Origin of the sequence: Microbulbifer sp. SH-1 (assembly GCF_011326135.1) — a bacterium.
In the GTDB taxonomy this organism is placed as follows: Bacteria; Pseudomonadota; Gammaproteobacteria; order Pseudomonadales; family Cellvibrionaceae; genus Microbulbifer; species Microbulbifer harenosus.
On record NZ_CP046948.1, the window covers coordinates 3,541,701 to 3,561,472 of the forward strand.

Genomic DNA, 19,772 nt, shown 5'->3' on the forward strand with positions numbered 1-19,772 from the left:
AGTCAACTGGATTCCCGCCTGCGCGGGAATGACGGCATGCAAACGTCGAGTGAATTCCATGCACACCATTTTTCCGGCAATCTTCGCTGCTCTGCTGGGCGGCAACGCCCTGTCCGCTGACACGGATAACCTCGGCCGCCTCTACCTGTCTAACCCCGCCGCCGTCACACCGCCCCAGTGCTACACCAAAACCGAAAACACCAGCGGGCCTGCCAGCAATCCCTGCTATGTGTGCCACACCAGCAGCCAGGCCCCGAACTTTACCAACGACCTGGATCTGCAACTGGCGTACGACTTCGCCGAACCGGCGCGGGAAAACCGCTGGCACAATCTGTTCAGGGACCGCGGTGACTATCTGGCATCCGTAAGTGACAAGACCATTCTCGACTATGTGCGCGAGGACAATTACCGGGCAGCGGACGGCCGCATTCCCCTCGCGCAGACACTTACACAAAAACTGCCGGCCCACTGGGATGGCAACCAGAACGGCACCTGGGACGGCTATATCCCGGATGTGGGTTTTAATTTCGACCGCGAGGGTTTCGACCGCAACGACGAGGGCAAATACACCGGCTGGCGCGCCCTGGCCTACACCCCGTTTCCCGGTACTTTTTTCCCCACCAATGGTTCCACCGACGATGTGATGATCCGCCTGCCCGCCATCTATCGCAACGACGAAAATGGTAATTACAGCGGTGTCGTGTATCGGGTAAATCTCGCTGTGGTCGAAGCGCTGATCAAGCGCGCGGATGTGGCCATCGAAGCGGTGGACGAGAATCTTCTCAAGGTGGACCTCGACAAGAACGGCGAGCTCGCCACGGCGACAAAAGTTGCCTACGACTGGGCACCGCTGGAGCAGCGCTTCATGTCCTACGTGGGCGCGGCTCGCCTTGCCCAGCAAAAAGGAGAGGCGCCGCTGTCCGCCGGTTCCTACCCGCTGGGCACCGAATTCCTGCACAGCGTGCGCTACCTGGATGTGGATACCAATGGCCAGGTGCATATGGCAGCGCGCATGAAAGAGCTGCGATATGCGCGCAAGGTGCGCTGGGTGAATTATTTCCAGCATCGCGAACTCGCCGCCGATGAACTCAAGGAGGCGCACGATTTTCCCGACCGCATTGAACCGGTGGTGGGGGATATCGAGCGCGGCGTCAGCAACCGCCGCGGCTGGCGCTACAGCGGTTTTATCGAGGATGCCCACGGCGATCTGCGCCCGCAGTCGTACGAGGAACTCGCCACCTGTGCCGGCTGTCACGGCGCTATCGGGGCGAATATCGACGGCGGTTTTGCCATGACCCGCAAACTGGATGCGGCCGACAGCTTCCAGCGCGGCTGGTACCACTGGTCCCAGAAACCGCTCGCCGGCATCCCGGAACCGCGGCGGCAAGACGGCCGCGGAGAGTACGCGGTGTACCTGCAGCAGGTGGGCAACGCCGACGAGTACCGCTCGAATGAGGAGGTGCGCGCGCGCTTCTTCGCTGCCGACGGCAGCCTGAAAACCGCCATGCTTGAGCGCCTGGCCGCAGACATCAATACCCTGATCATGCCCTCCCCGCGCCGCGCGCTGGATCTGAACAAGGCCTACCGCGCAATCGTCGAGGAGCAGAGTTATCGCGAAGGCCGCGACGCGGTGCTGGCTCCGCGGGAAAATCTGTTGAGAGAGGTAAGTGAGGGTCAGGAAACCGGAGTGGAACAGGTTCTCAGCTACCGCTGATATTCTTCGTTTCGCACCTTGTAGGAGCCTGCTTGCAGGGCCAACTTGAGCGTATAGCGAGCACTGCTCGCTGCTCAGGTTGGCCCTGCAAGCAGGCTCCTACAAGGCGCGCACAACGAGGAATTCAGTTATCGAAGGACTCGCCACCATTCTGTAACATGCTCCCAGTCTAATTGGCGTCTTTTCTTTCGTCTGTTTGCCCGGGGGTAATTCAATGATCCGTAAATCCATCGCCGCAGCACTCGCCTGTGCACTTTCTACAGCGACCCTTGCGACCGAAAAGCTGCCGGAAAGCCAGCGCGACAGCCATTGGTTCAATGAAGCCCAGGCCAGCTTGCAGCAGGCGGCCGAGGTGGAGATCAACAACAAACGCGGCGCGGCGAGAAACGTCATTTTGTTTGTGGGCGATGGTATGGGCATCTCCACCGTCACCGCCGCGCGTATTCTCGCGGGCCAGCAGCAGGGCCTCGACGGCGAGGAATACCAGCTGAGCTTCGAAAAAATGCCGTTCGCCGGCCTGATCAAAACCTACAACACCAACCAGCAGACCCCGGACTCCGCCGGCACCGCCACCGCGATGGTCACCGGGGTAAAAACCAAGGCGGGGTTCATCGGCGTGGGTGAAAGCGTCGCCCGCGGCGACTGCAAGGCGAGCCTCGAACACCCGCTCACCACCGCGCTGGAACTGGCGGAAACCCGTGGCAAGGGCACTGGCATTATCAGCACCGCGCGCATCACTCACGCCACACCCGCATCCACCTACGCCAAGGTACCGGAGCGCGATTGGGAATACTCCGCGCCCGCAGGCTGCCGCGATATCGCCGCGCAGCTGGTGGAAATGAACGTGGGTGACGGCATCGACGTGATCATGGGCGGCGGCCGCCGCGGCTTCCTGCCGACCAGTGTGACCGATCTGGAAGGGGCTGCCGGCAAGCGCGAAGACGGCCGCAATCTGGTGAGCGAATGGCAGAAGCGCTACGGCGAAAACGCGGTGTATATCGAAGACAAGTCCGGCTTCGACAAGCTGAACATCCAATCCACCGACAAACTGCTCGGTCTGTTCCAGCCCTCGCACATGCGCTATGAAGCCGACCGCCACAACGACAAGGCCGGTGAACCATCGCTCAGCGAGATGACCGCGAAAGGTATCGAATTGCTGAAGCGGGGCAAGGAAGGCTATTTCCTGCTGGTGGAGGGCGGCCGCATCGACCACGGCCACCATGCGGGCAATGCCTATAACGCGCTGCACGATGCGGTGGAATTCGCCAAAGCGGTGCAGGTGGCCATGGACAACACCGATGCCAAGGACACCCTGATCATCGTCACCGCCGACCACAGCCATACCTTCACCATCGCCGGCTACCCTACCCGCGGCAACCCGATTCTCGGCAAAGTGATCGGCAACGACGAGCGCGGCGAGCCCAGGAAAACCCCGGATCTCGCCAGCGACGGCAAGCCCTACACCACCGTCGGCTACGCCAACGGGCAGGGGTTTGCGGATCTGGGCAGGGAAACCGATTCCGACAACCGCCGCGATACCCACACCCATCCCGGGCGCGCCGATATCAGCGAGGTCAACACCCGGAACCCGGGATTTTTCCAGGAGGCGCTGGTGCCCACCTCGGGTGAAACCCACGGTGGTGAAGACGTGGGCATCTGGGCGCGCGGCCCGGGCTCACAGCTGCTGTCCGGCACGCACGAGCAGAACTACATCTTTCACGTGATGGCCCACGCCGGCGGTTTGCTCAAACGCAAATAACCCGTCTTTCAATCGGGCGCGGGGACCTTGCACAAGCGCTGCTGTTTCCAGCGCTTGTGCCGGAACAGCAGTTCGCACTCGCACCCGATCACTTCACGCAATTCAGCCAGCCGCTGCTGTGCGGCATCCAGCAGCGGTATCAGCTCCTCTTCTGCTTCAGCACTCAATACCTGTTTATGGCTGGCCAGGAAGGCGCACAGCAGGCGCAGGTCGCGCCAGTCGCCCAGTGCGCTCGCCAGGGTTTTCAAGCGCGCCCGGCGGCGGCCGATCTTTTTCGGCTTGAGCGGCTGCAGCAAGCGGGTGTGGTACCACTGGTCTTTTACCCGTTTGCGCAATGTGTGCATGCGCCCGTCGTCATCGTCTGGCAAGGCCTTTTCCATCGCCTTGAACGTACGCCGGTAGCTGCGCGCGTAGCCGCGCATCAGGTCCTTTCTGTCGAGACCTGTCAGATCCCAGGTGTCGACATGCTGCGCACCCTGCCGCAGTAAATCCCGCGCCTGTTGCAGCGCTTCCTGCGCACCTGAGGTGTCGATACGGGATTTGAGCAGCGCCGCGGTCGCCGGAAAGCGTTCGTCGCCCAGCTGCTTGCGCAACGCGTCGTGGAGTGAAACCGCGTCGCGACTGCCGGAAAGCAGATCGGCAATGCGGCGGTAGTGGGTGTTTTCGAAGCGGTAGAGTGATTCAGCCTCGCCGTTGGTCTTTTGCACCAGGCGCACCAGTGCGCGCATCTTTTTGCAGTGTTTGCGGATCTGGTGGGTGGCTTCGTCGGTATCCAACTGGAGGCTGGCATCCAGCGCTGCGGCGATCTGCTCTCGGGCGATGCGCTGCATTTCCACATTGGGCAAACTTTCAGGGCGAAAATGGTAGGTCACGAATGATCCCGATGGCTCTGGGGAGTATCCAGTGTAGGCTTGTGTCCTCCCGGCGAGTGCCCACGGGGCGCGCCCCATGTACAATACCGCCCTGAATTTGGCACAGCAGGCGCAAGATGACGGAACGCAAGACGACCCATTTCGGCTACCAGCAGGTGCCGGTCGAAGAGAAGGCCGGGCGGGTGGCGGATGTTTTTCACTCGGTGGCGGCCCGCTACGATGTGATGAACGATTTGATGTCCGGTGGCATCCACCGTCTGTGGAAGCGTTTTACCATCGAGTTGTCGGCGGCGCGCCCGGGGCAGACGATCCTGGATATTGCTGGGGGCACCGGGGATCTGACGGCGCGGTTTTCCCGCATTGTGGGTCCAACCGGTAAGGTGGTGCTGGCGGATATCAATGCGTCGATGCTGAAGGTGGGCCGCGATCGCCTGCTGGATCGCGGTATTGCGGGGAATGTGGAGACGGTTCAGGCGGACGCCCAGTACCTGCCGTTTCCGGACAATACGTTTGACTGCATTACTATCGCGTTTGGTTTGCGCAATGTGACGGATAAGGATTTGGCGCTGCGTTCGATGCTGCGGGTGTTGAAGCCCGGGGGTCGGTTGCTGGTGCTGGAGTTTTCCAAGCCGCAGTCGAAGCTGCTGGAGAAGGTTTACGATCAGTACTCGTTCCGCCTGCTGCCGTTTATGGGCAAACTGGTGGCGGATGATGCAGACAGCTATCGCTATCTGGCCGAGAGTATCCGTATGCATCCGGATCAGGATACGTTGAAAGGCATGATGAGCGATGCCGGGTTTGTGGACTGCGAGTTCCACAATATGACCGGCGGTATCGTTGCCTTGCACAAAGGCATCAAGCCCTAATTTCTGGGGTTAGGTTCTTGTCCTGTGGCGGCGCCGCTACCGGGGTCTGTTTGCGGGACACGCCGTGAACCCATCCATGGGGGCTCGGCTGCGGCCATCCAGGCCGCAGACGGTCCCGCAAACAGACCCCGGCATCGGCGCCTTCTCATCGGCGTTTTGAGCTTCGAGCAAAACCAATAGAAGAATGAGTGATCCCACCTTCCGCGCCGGCTTCGACGCCACCCTGGAAACCGCCATCAACACCGCCCTGCGTTACGACCCGGGCAGCCGCGCGCGCCTGAGCAAATTGGCGGGCAAGGTGCTGGGGGTGAATCTCACGGCGCCTGCCATAAATCTGTTTCTGGTGATCGACGACGAGGATGATGAAGGTGGCTATGTCGAGGTGCACAGCCGCTGGAGTGGTGAGGTGACCACGGAGCTGTCCGGCTCGGCACTGGCGTTCCTGCAATTGCTGAGAAACCGCGATGCGACGCCGGCCAGGCTGGGGGTAACGGTTCGCGGTTCCAGTGCGCTGCTGGCGGAGCTGCAATCCATCCTGCGGGATCTGGATATCGACTGGGAGGAGCCGCTGGCGAAGCTGATCGGCGATGCGCCGGCGCACCAGTTGGGCACCGGTTTTCGCCTGGCGGCGAGCTGGCTGAAAGACGCGCTGGGTTCTGCACCCAAGGCGGGCGCCGAGGCTGTGAGTGAGGAGTGGCGGATGACGCCGCCGCAGGCGCAGTTTGAGGCGTTTGCGGAGGATGTAGCCGGGTTTGCTCAGGGAGTGGACCGGTTGGAGGCGCGCATTGAGATTTTGCGCCGCCGGCTCGACGGCGAGGAGAAGTAGCAAGGTGCCGATCGCGAGAAGTCTGACCATTGCGCGGGTGTTCCTGCGCTATCGCCTTAACGAGCTGGTTCCCGCAGAGCACCAGCCGCTGTGGCTGCGGGCGCTGTGGGCGCCGGCGAAGCTGCTGCCGCAGGGCAGCAAAGTGAAGAACATGGGCCGCGGTGAGAGGCTGCGGCGGGCGCTGGAGGATCTGGGGCCGATTTATGTGAAGTTCGGCCAGTTGCTGTCCACCCGCCCGGATCTGCTGCCGGTGGATATGGTGCGGGAGCTGAATCAGCTACAGGACAATGTACCGCCGTATCCCGCGGAGCAGTGCATTGCGCGCATAGAAGCGGCGCTGGGTGCAACCGTGGATGAGCTGTTTGCCGAGTTCGAGCGCGAGCCTCTGGCGTCGGCATCTGTGGCGCAGGTGCACGCGGCGCGGCTGAAAGGTCGGAACGGTGAGCCGGGCCAGGCGGTGGTGGTTAAAGTGCTGCGCCCCGGCATCCATAAAGTGATCCAGCAGGACCTGGAGCTGCTGCACCATATCGCCCGCTGGATCGAGCGCTATCTGCCGGACGGTCGCCGTTTGCGTCCGGTGGAGGTGGTGGAGGATTACCGCCACACTATTGAGGGCGAGTTGGATCTGGTGCGCGAGGCGTCCAATGGCTCCGAGCTGAAGCGCAATTTTGCCAACTCCCCGCTGTTGTATATTCCCGAGGTGCACTGGGACTACACCCGCGAGAATGTGCTGGTGCTGGAGCGAATCCACGGTATTCCGGTGACGGATCTGGCACAGCTGCGCGCGCAGAACACCAATATGGAACTGCTGGCCGAGCGCGGCGTGGAGATCTTTTTCAAGCAGGTGTTCGAGCACAATTTCTTCCACGCGGACATGCACCCGGGAAACATCTTTGTATCCCGCGAGCACCCCGACCGCCCCCAATACATCGCCATCGACACCGCCATCGTTGGCAGCCTGACCCGCGAGGATCAGTACTATCTGGCGCGCAATTTGCTGGCCATGTTCCGGCGCGACTACCGCATGGTGGCGGAGCTGCACGTGCAGAGCGGCTGGGTGCGCCGGGACACGCCGGTAAATGCCTTCGAGGCGGCGATCCGCTCCGTGTGCGAACCCATCTTTGAGAAACCGCTGGGGGAAATTTCCTTCGCACGGGTTCTGATCAGCCTGTTCCAGACCGCCAGAAGGTTCGATATGGAGGTGCAGCCGCAGCTGGTGCTGTTGCAGAAAACCCTGTTGAATATTGAGGGATTGGGGCGCCAGCTTTATCCACAACTGGATCTGTGGAAGACTGCCCATCCATTTTTGGAACGGTGGATGCGCGAGCGTATCCACCCAAAAACCATCGTCGGCGAAATTCGACGATACGGACCAGAATGGCTGGAAAAATTCCCTCAACTGCCGCAACTTGCGTTTTCCGCCCTGGAGCAGGGGCGCGAGCTGGGCCCGCGGCTGCAGCAGTTGAGTGAACAGCTGGCGGGCAGTCGCCGGCGCGGACGCGCGCGCTACGCGCGTATGGTGGTTGGAGGCCTGTTAGCGGCGGGTGCCGCGTTGCTGGCCTCCCCCGGCCTGTTGGCGCAGGTGCCGGCGATGAGCTGGGCGCTGGGGGCGGCGGCACTGGGGCTGTTGCTGTGGCCCTGAGTTGAATATCGGGTCGCGTTACCCTGTAGGAGCCTGCTTGCAGGCGAACCAAAGCTTTATCGCAAGCAGCCGTCCATGGGGCAGAGTCCGGCCCGGCCATCCCTGGCCGGTCGCCCGTCAGAGCATTGCTCGCTGCTCTCACCCGGGCCCGGCAAGCAGGCTCTGCAGTGAAGACCAGAACCAGCAATGCTCTGGGTGCCCAACAGGCTCGTCAGCCTACAATAACGAATGCAGTAAGGACGCAAACCGTGAACGAAACCGATTTTACTGAGGCGGTCAGTTGGACCAGCGAAGGGCTGGTGCCCGCCATAGCCCAGGATGTCAAAACCGGACGGGTGTTGATGATGGCGTGGATGAACCGGGAGTCGCTGCGCCTGACGGTGGAAGAAGGGCGCGCGGTCTACTGGTCGCGCTCCCGCGGCAAGCTGTGGCGCAAGGGCGAATCTTCCGGGCATGTGCAGCAGGTGCGGGAGATCCGCCTCGATTGCGACGGCGACACCATCGTACTGCTGGTGGAACAGCTGGGGGGTATCGCTTGTCATACCGGGCGCACCAGTTGTTTTTACCAGGTGCTGGAGAACGGCCAGTGGCAGATCCGCCAGCCGGTGATCGTCGACCCGCAGACCATCTACGCACAGACAACGCAGGTAGAAAAAAAGTCGCCATGAGCAATATGCTGATACAACTGGACCGGGTGTTGCGGCTGCGCATGCAACAAGGGGATGCGGAGTCATCCTACGTGGCGAGCCTGCACCGCAAGGGGCTGAACAAGATTCTGGAAAAGGTGGGCGAGGAAGCCACCGAACTCGTGATTGCCGCAAAGGATGCCGAGGGCAAAGGCAAAGACAGCGAGCAGTACCGGGCGCTGATCGGCGAGACCGCCGACCTCTGGTTTCATTCCCTGGTGATGCTTGCGCATCTGGGCGGCGATTCCCGCGAGGTGCTCGACGAGCTGGGCCGTCGTTTTGGCCTGTCGGGGCTGGAAGAAAAAGCGTCGCGAGCGCAGGATTGAGCGGTTGAGGCGAACCCCGTCGCGAATCGAACTCGCGAACCACATTTCGAGAACAACTTTCAGGAGCATTTCACATGGGCATTAGCTGGCAACAATTACTGATCCTGCTGGTCATCGTACTGCTGATTTTTGGCACCAAGCGTCTGCGCAATCTCGGCGGCGATCTGGGCGGTGCCATCAAGGGCTTCAAGAAAGCCATGAAAGAAGACGGCAAAAAAGACGATGAGGAAGAAGATAAAGACCCGGAATTGCTGGGCAAGGACGACAGCGTGAAGTCCCAGCAGAAAACCGGCAGCGAAGAAAAGCAGTCCCAGGACAAGTAAACGTCCGCACTGAGCGAGCATGAGCGCGTGTTTGATATCGGATTTTTTGAACTGCTGCTGGTCGGCGTCGTAGGTCTTGTGGTCATAGGTCCCGAGCGTTTGCCCGACGCCGTGCGCACCACGGTGCGCTGGTGGACCCAGATCAAACAGACCCTCGGCAGTGCCCGTGAAGAGCTGGAGCGCGAGGTCGGCGCCGACGATATTCGCCGCGAGCTGCACAACGAGCGCGTACTGCGCGAGTTGCGCGAGAGCAAGGCGGAAATGGAGCGTACGTTCAAAGATGCCGAGCGCAAGTTTGCGCAGGATCTGAAAGACGTAGAGCGCCAGGCGGAAGAACTCAAGCAGGGTGTACAGCCGGTGCCCTCCTCCGAGCCGGACCCGCAGGCGGATCAGCTGCGGGTTGCGCAGGACTACCTGCCGGAGCAGGAAGCCGGTACCAAGCGCGCCGATGATTATCTGCCGGAGGACGACGAAAACGACGAGGATCTGGAAGACCCGGAATATCCCGAGCACCTGCACGATCACGGCGACCCGGAGTTCAACCCGCACCATCCCGATCACTTCAAGCATGAGGAAGGCGATGCGTGGGCAGACGTGGACAGCGTCGACCCCGGTGATTCAGCCCGCAGTGCGCCCGCTGAAACCTCGTCCAAAAACAACTCGGCACCGGCGGAAGACAAGCGCCAATGAGCAACGCTTCACAAGTGGCTATCCATTTATCTCGGGTGATCATTCATGTCTGACAGGGAACAACCGTTTATCGAGCACCTGATCGAGCTGCGGGACCGTCTGCTGAAAACCCTGCTGGTGGTGGTGGCGATTTTTGCCTGCATGGCGCCTTTCGCCAACGAGATATACGATTTCGTCGCCGATCCGCTGCAGGCGCGCCTGACGGAGGGCGCGGGCATGATCGCCACCGAGGTCACCTCGCCCTTCCTTACGCCATTTAAGACTACCTTCGTGCTGGCGTTCTTTATCGCTATTCCAGTTGTGCTTTACCAATTCTGGGCATTTATCGCCCCGGGGTTGTACAAGCACGAAAAGCGCCTGATCGCGCCGTTGCTTGTCTCCAGTATTGTGCTGTTTTATGCGGGTATGGCCTTTGCCTACTACGTGGTTTTCCCACTGATTTTTGACTTTTTTATCAGTTCCGCAGATGCGGATATCAAGGTGATGCCGGATATTCGCATGTATCTCGACCTGGCGCTGAAGCTGTTTTTTGCCTTCGGCTTCGCGTTTGAGATTCCCATCGCCACCATCGTGCTGATCTGGAGTGGCGCGGTTACCGCAGAGGGGCTGGCGAAGAAACGCCCCTATATCATCGTCGCCTGCTTCGCCATTGGTATGTTGCTGACCCCGCCGGACGTGATTTCCCAGACGTTACTGGCGGTGCCCATGTGGCTGCTGTTCGAAATCGGCGTGTTCTTCGGGCGCTGGATCAAACGCGGCCAACGGGAAGAAGAAGTGGAATCACCCTGACGGGCAGATCTGAAACTGCGCCCGGCGTGCTGCAGGAGGACACCGGGAGCCCGTCATGTTTGGCCGTGCGCCTATCAAGCGGAAGATGTACTCAGGCGGAAGATGCTCAGGCGGTGGCGACCGCGGTGCAGATCAGCAGAATTACCGCGCCGGTCAAAGTGACCAGCTCACGGTCCTGCCTCCGATGTGCCAATATGTTTACCAGTGCCAGTGGTGGCAGAAGAATGGCGACGATGCCGCTCAAGGCAGACTCGGCAAAGGACAGTCGCAGCACATAAATCCACAGTACGGCACCCAGCACCAGCGCAAATACCAGCGATACAGCGGCAACAGGTGGCATGGAAGACTCCCTGAAAAATATCCTTCTGAAGGACACCCTTAACACAAAGCTAGCTCTTTTCCCCGGGTTTGGCCGTCCCTGGCGCGCGGCTTTACTTCTGCTCTGCACATTTCTCGGTGGCTGCGAAACGGTGTACTTCTATTCCCAGGCCGCCTCCGGCCAACTGAAAATCCTCGCCGGGCGCGAGCCCATTGACCGTCTGGTGGCGGACGAGCACACCGATGCAAAACTCCGCCGCCAATTGCATTGGGTGCAGGCCATCCGCGCCTATGCGGGCGCCGAGTTGCACCTGCCGGTGGGCCGTGCCTACAGTGAATTCACCCAGCTCGAAGGCGAGTACGCACTGTGGAACCTGATTGCGGCGCCGGAGTTCTCGCTGTCGCCGAAGCGCTGGTGCTACCCCATCGCCGGCTGCGCCAGCTATCGCGGCTATTTCGACAAGGCGGATGCGGAAGTCCACGCCGGGCGCTTGCGCGCCGAGGGTTACGACGTGTATCTGGGACCAGTCCCCGCCTACAGTACGCTGGGTTGGTTTGACGACCCGGTACTGTCAAGCTTCGTGAACTGGCAGCCGGATCGTCTCGCCAGCCTGCTGTTTCACGAGCTGGCGCACCGGCGGGTATATATTTCCGGGGATACCCAGTTCAACGAGAGCTTTGCCACCGCGGTATCGCGCATTGCACTGCCGGACTGGCGTCGCCGCCAGGGGATTCCCGCACCCAAGGTGGAAAGTGTCGCCCAGGCGCAGCGCGTGAACAGCCTGATGGTGAGCGCGCGCAAACAGCTGCAGCAAATCTACGGCTCGCCGCTGAGCGATGCGGAAAAGCGTGAGAAGAAAGCGCGCACCCTGCAGCAGTTGCGCCACTGCTACCGCGAGGTGTCGAAAGGTTGGGAGCAGGACGAGCAGTTCACCAAACTGGTGGAGAAAACCAACAACGCCACCCTGGCGCTGGTGAGCGAGTACCAGTCGCAGGTGCCCGCCTTTGCCCAGCTGTACCGGGACAGCGGCAGCGATTGGGAAGCGTTTTACACCGCGGTGGAGCAGTTGGGTGCGCTGCCGAAAGATCGGCGCAAGGCGCGGCTGGACGCGCTGGGCAAACGCGCGCAAAGCGCGGGCGCCGGTCAGACCTCCAGCAAAAACGTTACCGGGCCATCGTTGCAGAGCGACACCTGCATGTCCGCCGCAAACTGACCGCCGGCAACCGGCAATTCCGCCGGCATCGCCGCACGCGCCCGCAGCAGGAAATGGTCATACAGTGCTTCCGCCTGTTGCGGGCTGGCGCCGCGGCTGAAACTCGGGCGCAGACCTTTGGCGGTATCCGCCACCAGGGTGAACTGACTGACGACCAGCAGCCCGCCGCCAGCCTGCTGCACATTCAGGTTCATCTTGCCCTGTTCATCGCTGAATATGCGGTAGTTCAGTACCTTGTGCAGCAGTTTGTCGGCACTCTCCGGGCTATCGTCCGCCTCCACACCGAGCAGTAGCAGGATGCCGTGGTCGATGGCCCCGACGGATTCACTGCCCACTTCCACTTTCGCGTGTTTTACCCGCTGAATCAGGCCTTTCATCGTAATCCTCTTCTAAACTGCTTGGCGCAACTGGCACCCCGCTGGCGAATCGCCTAGTGTACCGGTTCGGTCCCAGACCATCGACTCAGAAGATCCCGGAAGCCACCCATGAATAAATTCGGACTTGCCCTGCTCACCGCCGCTATTGCCGCCGCAGCCGCCATCGCGGTCGCCAGCGGTGGAAAATCCTCCTCCCACTATCCGCACACCAAAACAGTGGCCCAGCAGGACGATTACTTCGGCACCAAAGTCAGTGACCCCTACCGCTGGCTGGAAGATCAGGACTCCAAGGCGGTGAAGGACTGGGTAACCGCACAGAATGACTTTTCCCTGCCCGCCCTCAAGGCGCTGCCGGGCTGGCAGAAAGTTAATGACCGCCTCACCGAACTGTGGCAGTACGAGCAGTACGGCGTACCGTACAAAAAAGCCGGCCAGGTATTCTATGAATACAACGACGGCAGCTGGGACCAGAGCGTGTTCTACAGCACCAGAGACATTCACGAGGACGGCGGCGTTGTGCTGGACCCGCGCACGCTGAGCAAGGACGGCACCATCGCCGCGAAGAACTACTCCGTCAGCCCCAAAGGCCGCTACCTCGCCTACGGTACGTCCGACGGGGGCACCGACTGGACCGACTACCGGGTGCGCGACTTGAAGACCCGCCGCCTGTTGCCGGATCACCTCACCGGGATCAAGTTCAGCGGCGCCAGCTGGGCCAAGGACGAATCGGGTTTTTACTACAGCCGTTATCCGTACAACAAAGACGGCAGCGCCGACGACAGCAAGCAGGTGGCGGTGTATTTCCACAAGGTCGGCGAGCCCCAGAGTAAAGACCGGCTGGTATACGAAATCACTGACCACCCCACCCGCAATCCGGAAGCCCAGGTCAGCGACGACGGCAACTACCTGATCTTCGGCATCTTCGACGGCTACGACAGCAACGGCGTGTACTACAAAGACCTGCGCGATGAAAAAGCGCCGGTGGTGAAATTGCTGAACGACTGGGATGCGCTCTACAGCTACCTCGGCAACGATGGAAAAACGTTTTACTTTGAAACCAATGCCGGAGCCACCAACGGCAAGATCGTCGCTATCGACCTGGAAAAACCGGAAAAATCCAACTGGAAAACCCTGGTACCGGAGCAGAAGAATGCGCTGCAGAGCGCCAGCCTGATCGGCGGCCGCTTTGTACTGCACTACCTGGAAGATGCGAAATCCAAGGTGGTGGTGACCGATCTCAGCGGCAAGCAGCAGTACGAATTGAAACTGCCGGGCATGGGCACGGTGCAGGGTTTCTACGGCGAGCCGGACGACAGCGAAACCTACTACGCCTTCAGCAATTTCCTCGCGCCTCCCAGCATTTACAAGCTGGATGTGGCCAGCGGAAAAAGTGAAAAAGTAAAACAGCCGAAGTACCCGGCGGACTTTTCCGACTACGCCGTGAGCCAGCACTTCTTCACCAGCAAGGACGGCACCCGTGTACCGCTGTTCCTGGTGCACAAAAAAAGCCTGAAAAAAGACGCGAAAAATCCCACCCTGCTGTACGGCTACGGCGGCTTCAATGCCGCACAACTGCCGCAGTTCTACACCCGCTTTGCCGGCTGGCTGGATATGGGCGGCACCTTCGCCATGGTGAACCTGCGCGGCGGCAGCGAGTACGGTGGCGACTGGCACAAGGCCGGTACCAAGCTGCAGAAGCAGAATGTATTCGATGATTTTATCGGCGCGGCCCAATGGCTGATCGACGAAAAAATCACATCACCGCAGAAACTCGGCATCATGGGCCGTTCCAACGGTGGTTTGCTGGTTGGTGCTACTGAAGTGCAGCGCCCGGAACTGTTCAAGGTAGCGCTGCCTATCGTCGGCGTGCTCGACATGCTGCGCTACCACACGGCATCCGCCAACGCGCGCCAGTGGTCGAGCGATTACGGACTCTCTGAAAACAAGGACGAGTTCGCCGCGCTTTACGCGTATTCACCGGTTCACAACACCACAAAGGGCACCTGTTATCCGGCGACCCTGATTACCACAGCCGATCGCGACGATAGAGTGGTCCCGTGGCACAGCTACAAGTTTGCCGCGGCATTGCAGCGCGACCAGAGCTGCGACAATCCCGTTTATCTGGCGGTAGAAACCCGCGCAGGCCACGGCGCCGGCAAACCGGTGTGGATGCAGGTGGAGGATTTCACCAATCAGTACGCATTTCTGGCCCATGAACTCGGCCTGGAAATCCAGTAATCCACAGCCGCCGTGCTGAACGCCAGCTGGGCTATCGCAACGAGATCAGCCTGGAAGAAACACTGCGCGAGCCGCGAGGCTGACTGGTGTCCCAAGGGCCGTTATCGCTGGCGCCGGTAACGGCAGAGGGAAAATAACGCGGAGAATGGTATGAATCGCAGCAATATCATTTTTGTACTGGTCATGACCCTGCTGGTACTGCAGTTGATCCAGCACTATTTCTTTTCCGGCGGCGGACACTAATCGCCAAACCCCGGTAGGAATACGCGATAACCCTGTGATCTGAGCCTAGTCGGCGTCCGGTCGATTGCCGTATCCTTGTGCCAGTTTTTACCAGTAATTGCAGACAGGGGAGAATTATCCGTGGATGGACTTAAAGCGCAGTTGGAAGAGCTCTGGCCTCTGGTGATGGGGGTCGGTCTCAATGTGCTGTGGGCGCTGCTGGCACTGCTGGTGACCTGGATCGCGGCAAAGATTGTGGCCCGCGGCGTCAACCGCCTGAGTGAGCGCGGCATCGACGAAACCCTGATCCCGGTGCTGGAAACCCTCGCGGTATGGGGCACCTATGTGGTGGGTGGTCTGGTGGTGCTGGACATCTTCGGGGCCAACACCACTTCGCTGGTGGCCCTGCTGGGTGCCGCCGGCCTCGCGGTCGGTCTCGCCCTCAAGGATACCCTCGCCTGTATCGCCGCGGGTTTTGTACTGCTGGGCCTGCGGCCCTTCCGCGTGGGTGAGACCATCCAGTTCGGCAGCATTATCGGCACCGTGCGCAAGATCGGCCTGTTTACCACCGAGTTGGATACCCCGGATGGCCTGCGTATTTCCGCCCCCAACGACAAGGTGTGGGGCGAGACCCTGACCAACTTTACCCGCAACTCAAGCCGCCGCATCGAGATCATCGCCAGCATTGCCTACGGTGACGATATCGAGACCGGTATGAACGTGTTGCGCACACTGGTGGCTAATGACTCGCGTATCCTCGCCGACCCCGAGCCCACCTACGCGGTGCGCGCACTGGCCGACAGCTCGGTGAATCTGCACCTGCGCGCCTGGGCCAAGACTGACGAATACTGGGACGTATACTGGGACTTGATGAAAAAGCTCAAGCCCGCACTGGAAGCGGAAGGTCTTACCATTCCCTTCCCCCAGCGCGAACTGCATATCGTAGACACCGCGCAGAAAAAACTGGTGAAGGATGCCCAGGGCGAAGTGAGCGGTTGATCCCGCGAGCAGACACACAGAATATCCATAAGATTTTCCTGATTTCATTCCTGAACAGAGAGGCAGAAAGTATGCGCAAGGCGCTCCTGAGTCTGGTGATTGCATCCGTTGTGGCGGGTTGTCAGCAGGCGGAAGAACCCAAAAAAGAAGCCCAGCTGGAATCCGGCGCGGTAACCGCGGAACAGCAGGCCACCGATGCGGCGCCGGCTGCGCAGAGCGAACAGGACGCGGAGACCAAACGTCTTGGCGAATGGTTCGATGCGAAATACGAGGAGGAGCTGCAATTCAGCCCGATTCAGCTCAGCTACCTGGGGCGCAAAGAGCAGTACGACAAGATCGACGACATGAGCAAAGCCGCCGACGAGCGCGAGCTAGCATGGAAAAAAGCTACTGTCGAGGAAATGAAGCAGAAGTTCGACTACAACAAGCTCACGGATGCCGGCAAGGAGTCCTACGATCTGTGGATCTACCAGTACGAACAGGATGCTGCCGACAAGCCCTACTGGGACCACAGCTATTTCGCCAGTGAACTGGGCGGCCCCGAAGCCCAGTTCCCCACCTTCCTGATCAACCAGCACAAGGTGGATACCGAGCAGGATATGCGCGATTACATCGCCCGTATCGGCGGTATCAGCACCGCCCTCGGCCAGCTGCTGGAGCGTGCGCAGGGTTCGGCCAAAAAGGGCATTCGTCCGCCCCGTTTCGCCTACGACACCGCGATTGAGCGCGCGCAGAAGGTCACCACCGGCCAGCCGTTTGGCGAGGGTGACGATGCGCCGCTGATGGCGGATGCAAAGAAAAAAATTGCGGCTCTGAAGGACGCGGGCAAGATCGACGACGCCACCGCCAAGGATCTGCAGGCGCAGGTGGAAAAAGCCCTGATCGGTGAGCTCAAGCCGTCCTACGACGCGTATATTGCCTGGTTGCAGGAAGATCGCACCAATGCGGACGAAGCACCAAAAGGCGTTTCCAACCTGCCGGATGGCGATGCGTTCTACAGCAACCGTCTGTCCAACTACACCAACCTGCCGCTGACCGCCGAACAGGTACACCAGATCGGCCTCGACGAAGTGGCGCGTATCCGCAAGGAGATGGAAGCCATCAAGGACAAGGTAGGCTTCGACGGCAGTCTCACGGAGTTCTTCGCCTTCATCCGCACCGATGACCAGTTCTACTACCCCAACACCGATGAGGGCCGGGAAAAGTATCTGGAAGAAACCCGTGGCTACCTCGCCGATGTAAAGAGCAAACTGCCGGAGTATTTTGGCCTGCTGCCGAAAGCGGACCTCGTGGTAAAACGCGTGGAGGCCTTCCGCGAAGTGCCCGGTGGCGCCCAGCACTATGTGCCCGGCACTCCCGACGGCAAGCGTCCGGGTACCTACTATGTGCACATGTCCGACATGAGCGCGCTGTCCACCACCGATATGGAAACCGTGACCTATCACGAAGGCAATCCCGGTCACCATATGCAGATCTCCATCGCCCAGGAGCTCGAAGGTATTCCGCAATTCCGCACCCAGGCGCACTTTACTCCGTACGTAGAGGGCTGGGCGCTGTATTCCGAGAAGCTGTCCAAGGAAATGGGTCAGTTCAAGGACCCCTACCGCGACTTCGGCCGCCTGACCGCGGAAATGTGGCGCGCCATCCGCCTGGTGGTGGATACCGGCATGCACGCCAAGGGCTGGACCCAGGAGCAGGCGGTGGAGTACTTCCTGGAAAATTCCGCCATTCCCGAGGGCGCCGTGCGTTCCGAGGTGCGCCGCTACCTGACCGTGCCCGGCCAGGCTACCGCGTACAAGATTGGTATGTTGAAAATCGAGGAGCTGCGCGGCAAGGCGGAAGAGCAACTGGGTGACCAGTTCGACATCCGCGCTTTCCACGACACGGTACTCGGCGGCGGCGCACTGCCATTGCCGCTGTTGGAGAAGCGTGTAAACAATTGGATTGCCAGCGTAAAACAGTCCTGATCTCAGGCGTTGCACCAATAAAAAAGCGGGCTCAGTGCAGCCCGCTTTTTTTGTGCCTGCTCCGTTTCGAAATAGGAACGCGGATCAGAACGCGCGGCGACGGTAGCGGCGATAATCCGGATACCAGAAATTCTTCTCGATATTTTTTTCCAGTTTCTCTTCGGTGATACCCGGCGCCACGCCATCGGTCTGGGCCTGTTTGCCCACCGCCATGGCGATGGCCTTGCCCACTTCGCGAATCTGCGACAGCGGCGGCAGCAGCGCGCCGCTGCCCTCTTTTACCACCGGTGCGTTTTCCGCCAGTGCGTTGGATGCCGCCATCAGCATGTTTTCCGTTACCCGGTTGGCGCCGGCAGCGATGACGCCAAGACCGATACCGGGGAAAATGTACACGTTATTGCACTGCGCAATCGCGTACTTTTCACCGTCGAGTTCCACCGGATTGAACGGACTGCCGGTTGCCACCATGGCTTCGCCCCTGGTCCACTCCAGCACTTCGTGTGGCATGGCCTCGGCGCGGGAGGTGGGGTTGGACAGCGGCATCACCAGTGGGCGCTTGCAACCCTTGTGCAGGGCTTCGATGACCGGCTGGGTGAACAGGCCGCCCTGGCCGGACACACCGATGAGGATAGAGGGCTTCACCTGTTCGATCAGCGCCTGCAGGTTCCATTCGGGTGCCTGTGGATATTTCTCCGGACTCTGCGCCAGTTTTTGCTGGAAATCGTGCAGGCCCTTCATGTTGTCCATCACCAGGCCGTAGCGGTCGAACATGAAAATGCGCTCGCGTGCCTTTTCTTCCGACAGGCCGTCATTGACCATCGCTGCCACAACCTGCTCGGCGATGCCGCAGCCAGCGGAACCGGCACCGACGACCAGTACCCTCTGCTTCGACAGTTTTTCATCCTTGGCCTTGCAGGCGGCAAGCATAGTGCCGAGAGCCACCGCAGCGGTGCCCTGAATGTCGTCGTTGAAGCAGCACACCTTGTCGCGGTAGCGATTCAGCAATGGCATGGCGTTGGTCTGAGCGAAGTCCTCGAACTGGATCAGTACCTTGGGCCAGCGGCGCTTCACCGCGGCAATGAACTCCTCTAGGAATTCGTCGTACTCCTCCTGGGAAATGCGCTCGTTGCGCCAGCCCATGTACATGGGATCGTTCAGCAGGGTGCGGTTATTGGTGCCGACATCCAGCATCACCGGCAGCGTATAAGCGGGGCTGATGCCGCCGCACGCGGTGTACAGAGACAGTTTGCCGATGGGGATACCCATACCACCGATACCCTGATCGCCGAGGCCGAGGATGCGCTCGCCGTCGGTGACCACGATTACCTTCACATTTTCCTTGGTGGCGCTGCGCAGAATGTCGTCCATATGTTTGCGGTCCGGGTAGGACACAAACAGGCCGCGGTGGTTGCGGTAGATATTGGAAAATTCTTCACAAGCCGCACCCACGGTCGGGGTGTAGATGATCGGCAGCATCTCTTCGATGTGCTGCTCGATCAGGCGAAAGAACAGGGTCTCGTTGTCGTCCTGTATCGCGCGCAGGTAGATATGGCGCTCCAGGTCCGTGCGGCACTGCTCGTACTGGTGATAGGCGCGGCGCACCTGCTCATTGATGTTCTCCACATTGTTCGGCAACAGGCCGATCAGGTTGAACTCAATGCGCTCCTGCAGGGTGAATGCGCTGCCCTTGTTGAGCAGGGGGATTTCCAACAGGGAGGGGCCGGCGTGAGGGATATAGAGGGGGCGTTTATCTTTCTGACTCATAAAACTATTTCAGTCGGTAAATTACCGCGCGTTGGGTGCGGGCGCTAAAAAAATCAGCGTAGCGGATTTGGCCGCAGATTTTACGCGCACTTGACCAGATATGCCGCAGCAGATTGCAAATGCAAACATTTGTCCGGGCTTTCCGCCATTTATGGCAGATGATCACTGGATGATGGCGCC

Annotated in this window: 18 protein-coding genes; 14 read left to right on the plus strand and 4 right to left on the minus strand. The window is 60.3% G+C overall.

Annotated features, from left to right (window positions below):
* Positions 1 to 58: 58 nt before the first annotated feature.
* Complete coding sequence (locus GNX18_RS14560; RefSeq protein ID WP_166218970.1) at positions 59 to 1,714, plus strand: hypothetical protein; 1,656 nt, start codon at positions 59 to 61, stop codon at positions 1,712 to 1,714.
* Between the two features lie 214 nt (positions 1,715 to 1,928).
* Complete coding sequence (locus GNX18_RS14565; RefSeq protein WP_166218972.1) at positions 1,929 to 3,473, plus strand: alkaline phosphatase; 1,545 nt, start codon at positions 1,929 to 1,931, stop codon at positions 3,471 to 3,473.
* An 8-nt stretch (positions 3,474 to 3,481) separates the two neighbouring features.
* Here the strand turns inward: GNX18_RS14565 and GNX18_RS14570 are convergent, their stop codons facing one another.
* Entirely contained in the window at positions 3,482 to 4,345 is an 864-nt protein-coding gene (locus GNX18_RS14570; RefSeq protein ID WP_166218974.1) for a CHAD domain-containing protein, read from the minus strand.
* Positions 4,346 to 4,461: 116 nt separating this feature from the next.
* Between GNX18_RS14570 and ubiE the strand changes: the two genes are divergently transcribed.
* The 8 genes from ubiE (at position 4,462) to tatC (ending at position 10,493) form a co-directional block, all read left to right on the plus strand.
* Positions 4,462 to 5,211: a bifunctional demethylmenaquinone methyltransferase/2-methoxy-6-polyprenyl-1,4-benzoquinol methylase UbiE gene (gene ubiE / locus GNX18_RS14575; RefSeq protein ID WP_166218976.1), complete on the plus strand. Its 750-nt coding sequence runs from the start codon at positions 4,462 to 4,464 to the stop codon at positions 5,209 to 5,211.
* A 184-nt stretch (positions 5,212 to 5,395) separates the two neighbouring features.
* The gene (locus GNX18_RS14580; protein WP_166218978.1) at positions 5,396 to 6,037 is read left to right on the plus strand and encodes an SCP2 domain-containing protein; all 642 of its coding nucleotides are present in this window, start codon (positions 5,396 to 5,398) and stop codon (positions 6,035 to 6,037) included.
* 4 nt (positions 6,038 to 6,041) lie between these two features.
* Positions 6,042 to 7,679, plus strand: coding sequence for a ubiquinone biosynthesis regulatory protein kinase UbiB (gene ubiB, locus GNX18_RS14585; protein WP_166218980.1), 1,638 nt, complete (start codon positions 6,042 to 6,044; stop codon positions 7,677 to 7,679).
* Between the two features lie 248 nt (positions 7,680 to 7,927).
* The gene (gene hisI / locus GNX18_RS14590; protein WP_138234254.1) at positions 7,928 to 8,347 is read left to right on the plus strand and encodes a phosphoribosyl-AMP cyclohydrolase; all 420 of its coding nucleotides are present in this window, start codon (positions 7,928 to 7,930) and stop codon (positions 8,345 to 8,347) included.
* Positions 8,344 to 8,691, plus strand: coding sequence for a phosphoribosyl-ATP diphosphatase (locus tag GNX18_RS14595; RefSeq protein ID WP_138234255.1), 348 nt, complete (start codon positions 8,344 to 8,346; stop codon positions 8,689 to 8,691). The genes hisI and GNX18_RS14595 overlap by 4 nt, the downstream gene beginning before the upstream one ends.
* Before the next feature lie 74 nt (positions 8,692 to 8,765).
* Positions 8,766 to 9,014, plus strand: coding sequence for a twin-arginine translocase TatA/TatE family subunit (gene tatA / locus GNX18_RS14600; protein WP_138234256.1), 249 nt, complete (start codon positions 8,766 to 8,768; stop codon positions 9,012 to 9,014).
* Positions 9,015 to 9,041: 27 nt separating this feature from the next.
* Positions 9,042 to 9,704, plus strand: a complete 663-nt coding sequence (gene tatB / locus GNX18_RS14605; RefSeq protein ID WP_166218982.1) for a Sec-independent protein translocase protein TatB — start codon at positions 9,042 to 9,044, stop codon at positions 9,702 to 9,704.
* Positions 9,705 to 9,749: 45 nt separating this feature from the next.
* On the plus strand, positions 9,750 to 10,493 hold the full coding sequence (tatC, locus tag GNX18_RS14610) for a twin-arginine translocase subunit TatC (RefSeq protein ID WP_138234258.1): 744 nt from the start codon (positions 9,750 to 9,752) through the stop codon (positions 10,491 to 10,493).
* A gap of 106 nt (positions 10,494 to 10,599) precedes the next feature.
* Here tatC and GNX18_RS14615 read toward each other — a convergent pair whose 3' ends face one another.
* Positions 10,600 to 10,833, minus strand: a complete 234-nt coding sequence (locus GNX18_RS14615) for a hypothetical protein (RefSeq protein ID WP_166218984.1) — start codon at positions 10,831 to 10,833, stop codon at positions 10,600 to 10,602.
* Positions 10,834 to 10,963: 130 nt separating this feature from the next.
* On the opposite strand from GNX18_RS14615, the gene GNX18_RS14620 reads away from it, so the two are divergent.
* Complete coding sequence (locus tag GNX18_RS14620; protein WP_240914021.1) at positions 10,964 to 12,025, plus strand: aminopeptidase; 1,062 nt, start codon at positions 10,964 to 10,966, stop codon at positions 12,023 to 12,025.
* On the opposite strand, the gene dtd is transcribed toward GNX18_RS14620, so the two are convergent.
* Positions 11,956 to 12,402: a D-aminoacyl-tRNA deacylase gene (gene dtd / locus GNX18_RS14625; RefSeq protein ID WP_138234261.1), complete on the minus strand. Its 447-nt coding sequence runs from the start codon at positions 12,400 to 12,402 to the stop codon at positions 11,956 to 11,958. The genes GNX18_RS14620 and dtd overlap by 70 nt on opposite strands.
* Before the next feature lie 108 nt (positions 12,403 to 12,510).
* On the opposite strand from dtd, the gene GNX18_RS14630 reads away from it, so the two are divergent.
* From GNX18_RS14630 to GNX18_RS14640, 3 genes are all read left to right on the plus strand, one after another.
* Positions 12,511 to 14,640, plus strand: coding sequence for a prolyl oligopeptidase family protein (locus tag GNX18_RS14630; RefSeq protein WP_166218988.1), 2,130 nt, complete (start codon positions 12,511 to 12,513; stop codon positions 14,638 to 14,640).
* A gap of 363 nt (positions 14,641 to 15,003) precedes the next feature.
* A complete protein-coding gene (locus GNX18_RS14635; protein WP_138234263.1) occupies positions 15,004 to 15,861 on the plus strand; it encodes a mechanosensitive ion channel family protein in 858 nt (285 codons plus the stop codon).
* Positions 15,862 to 15,932: 71 nt separating this feature from the next.
* Complete coding sequence (locus GNX18_RS14640) at positions 15,933 to 17,828, plus strand: DUF885 family protein (protein ID WP_166218990.1); 1,896 nt, start codon at positions 15,933 to 15,935, stop codon at positions 17,826 to 17,828.
* An 84-nt stretch (positions 17,829 to 17,912) separates the two neighbouring features.
* Here GNX18_RS14640 and GNX18_RS14645 read toward each other — a convergent pair whose 3' ends face one another.
* Complete coding sequence (locus GNX18_RS14645; protein WP_166218992.1) at positions 17,913 to 19,592, minus strand: NAD-dependent malic enzyme; 1,680 nt, start codon at positions 19,590 to 19,592, stop codon at positions 17,913 to 17,915.
* Between the last annotated feature and the right edge of the window lie 180 nt (positions 19,593 to 19,772).

Excerpts from the sequence above, each read along its gene's own strand:
- tatC (WP_138234258.1), top strand. The coding sequence starts at position 9,750 with ATGTCTGACAGGGAACAACCGTTTATCGAGCACCTGATCGAGCTGCGG.
- dtd (WP_138234261.1), bottom strand. The coding sequence starts at position 12,402 with ATGAAAGGCCTGATTCAGCGGGTAAAACACGCGAAAGTGGAAGTGGGC.
- tatA (WP_138234256.1), top strand. The coding sequence starts at position 8,766 with ATGGGCATTAGCTGGCAACAATTACTGATCCTGCTGGTCATCGTACTG.
- GNX18_RS14560 (WP_166218970.1), top strand. The coding sequence starts at position 59 with ATGCACACCATTTTTCCGGCAATCTTCGCTGCTCTGCTGGGCGGCAAC.
- GNX18_RS14645 (WP_166218992.1), bottom strand. The coding sequence starts at position 19,592 with ATGAGTCAGAAAGATAAACGCCCCCTCTATATCCCTCACGCCGGCCCC.
- GNX18_RS14630 (WP_166218988.1), top strand. The coding sequence starts at position 12,511 with ATGAATAAATTCGGACTTGCCCTGCTCACCGCCGCTATTGCCGCCGCA.
- GNX18_RS14580 (WP_166218978.1), top strand. The coding sequence starts at position 5,396 with ATGAGTGATCCCACCTTCCGCGCCGGCTTCGACGCCACCCTGGAAACC.
- GNX18_RS14565 (WP_166218972.1), top strand. The coding sequence starts at position 1,929 with ATGATCCGTAAATCCATCGCCGCAGCACTCGCCTGTGCACTTTCTACA.
- ubiE (WP_166218976.1), top strand. The coding sequence starts at position 4,462 with ATGACGGAACGCAAGACGACCCATTTCGGCTACCAGCAGGTGCCGGTC.
- GNX18_RS14615 (WP_166218984.1), bottom strand. The coding sequence starts at position 10,833 with ATGCCACCTGTTGCCGCTGTATCGCTGGTATTTGCGCTGGTGCTGGGT.
- GNX18_RS14640 (WP_166218990.1), top strand. The coding sequence starts at position 15,933 with ATGCGCAAGGCGCTCCTGAGTCTGGTGATTGCATCCGTTGTGGCGGGT.
- GNX18_RS14595 (WP_138234255.1), top strand. The coding sequence starts at position 8,344 with ATGAGCAATATGCTGATACAACTGGACCGGGTGTTGCGGCTGCGCATG.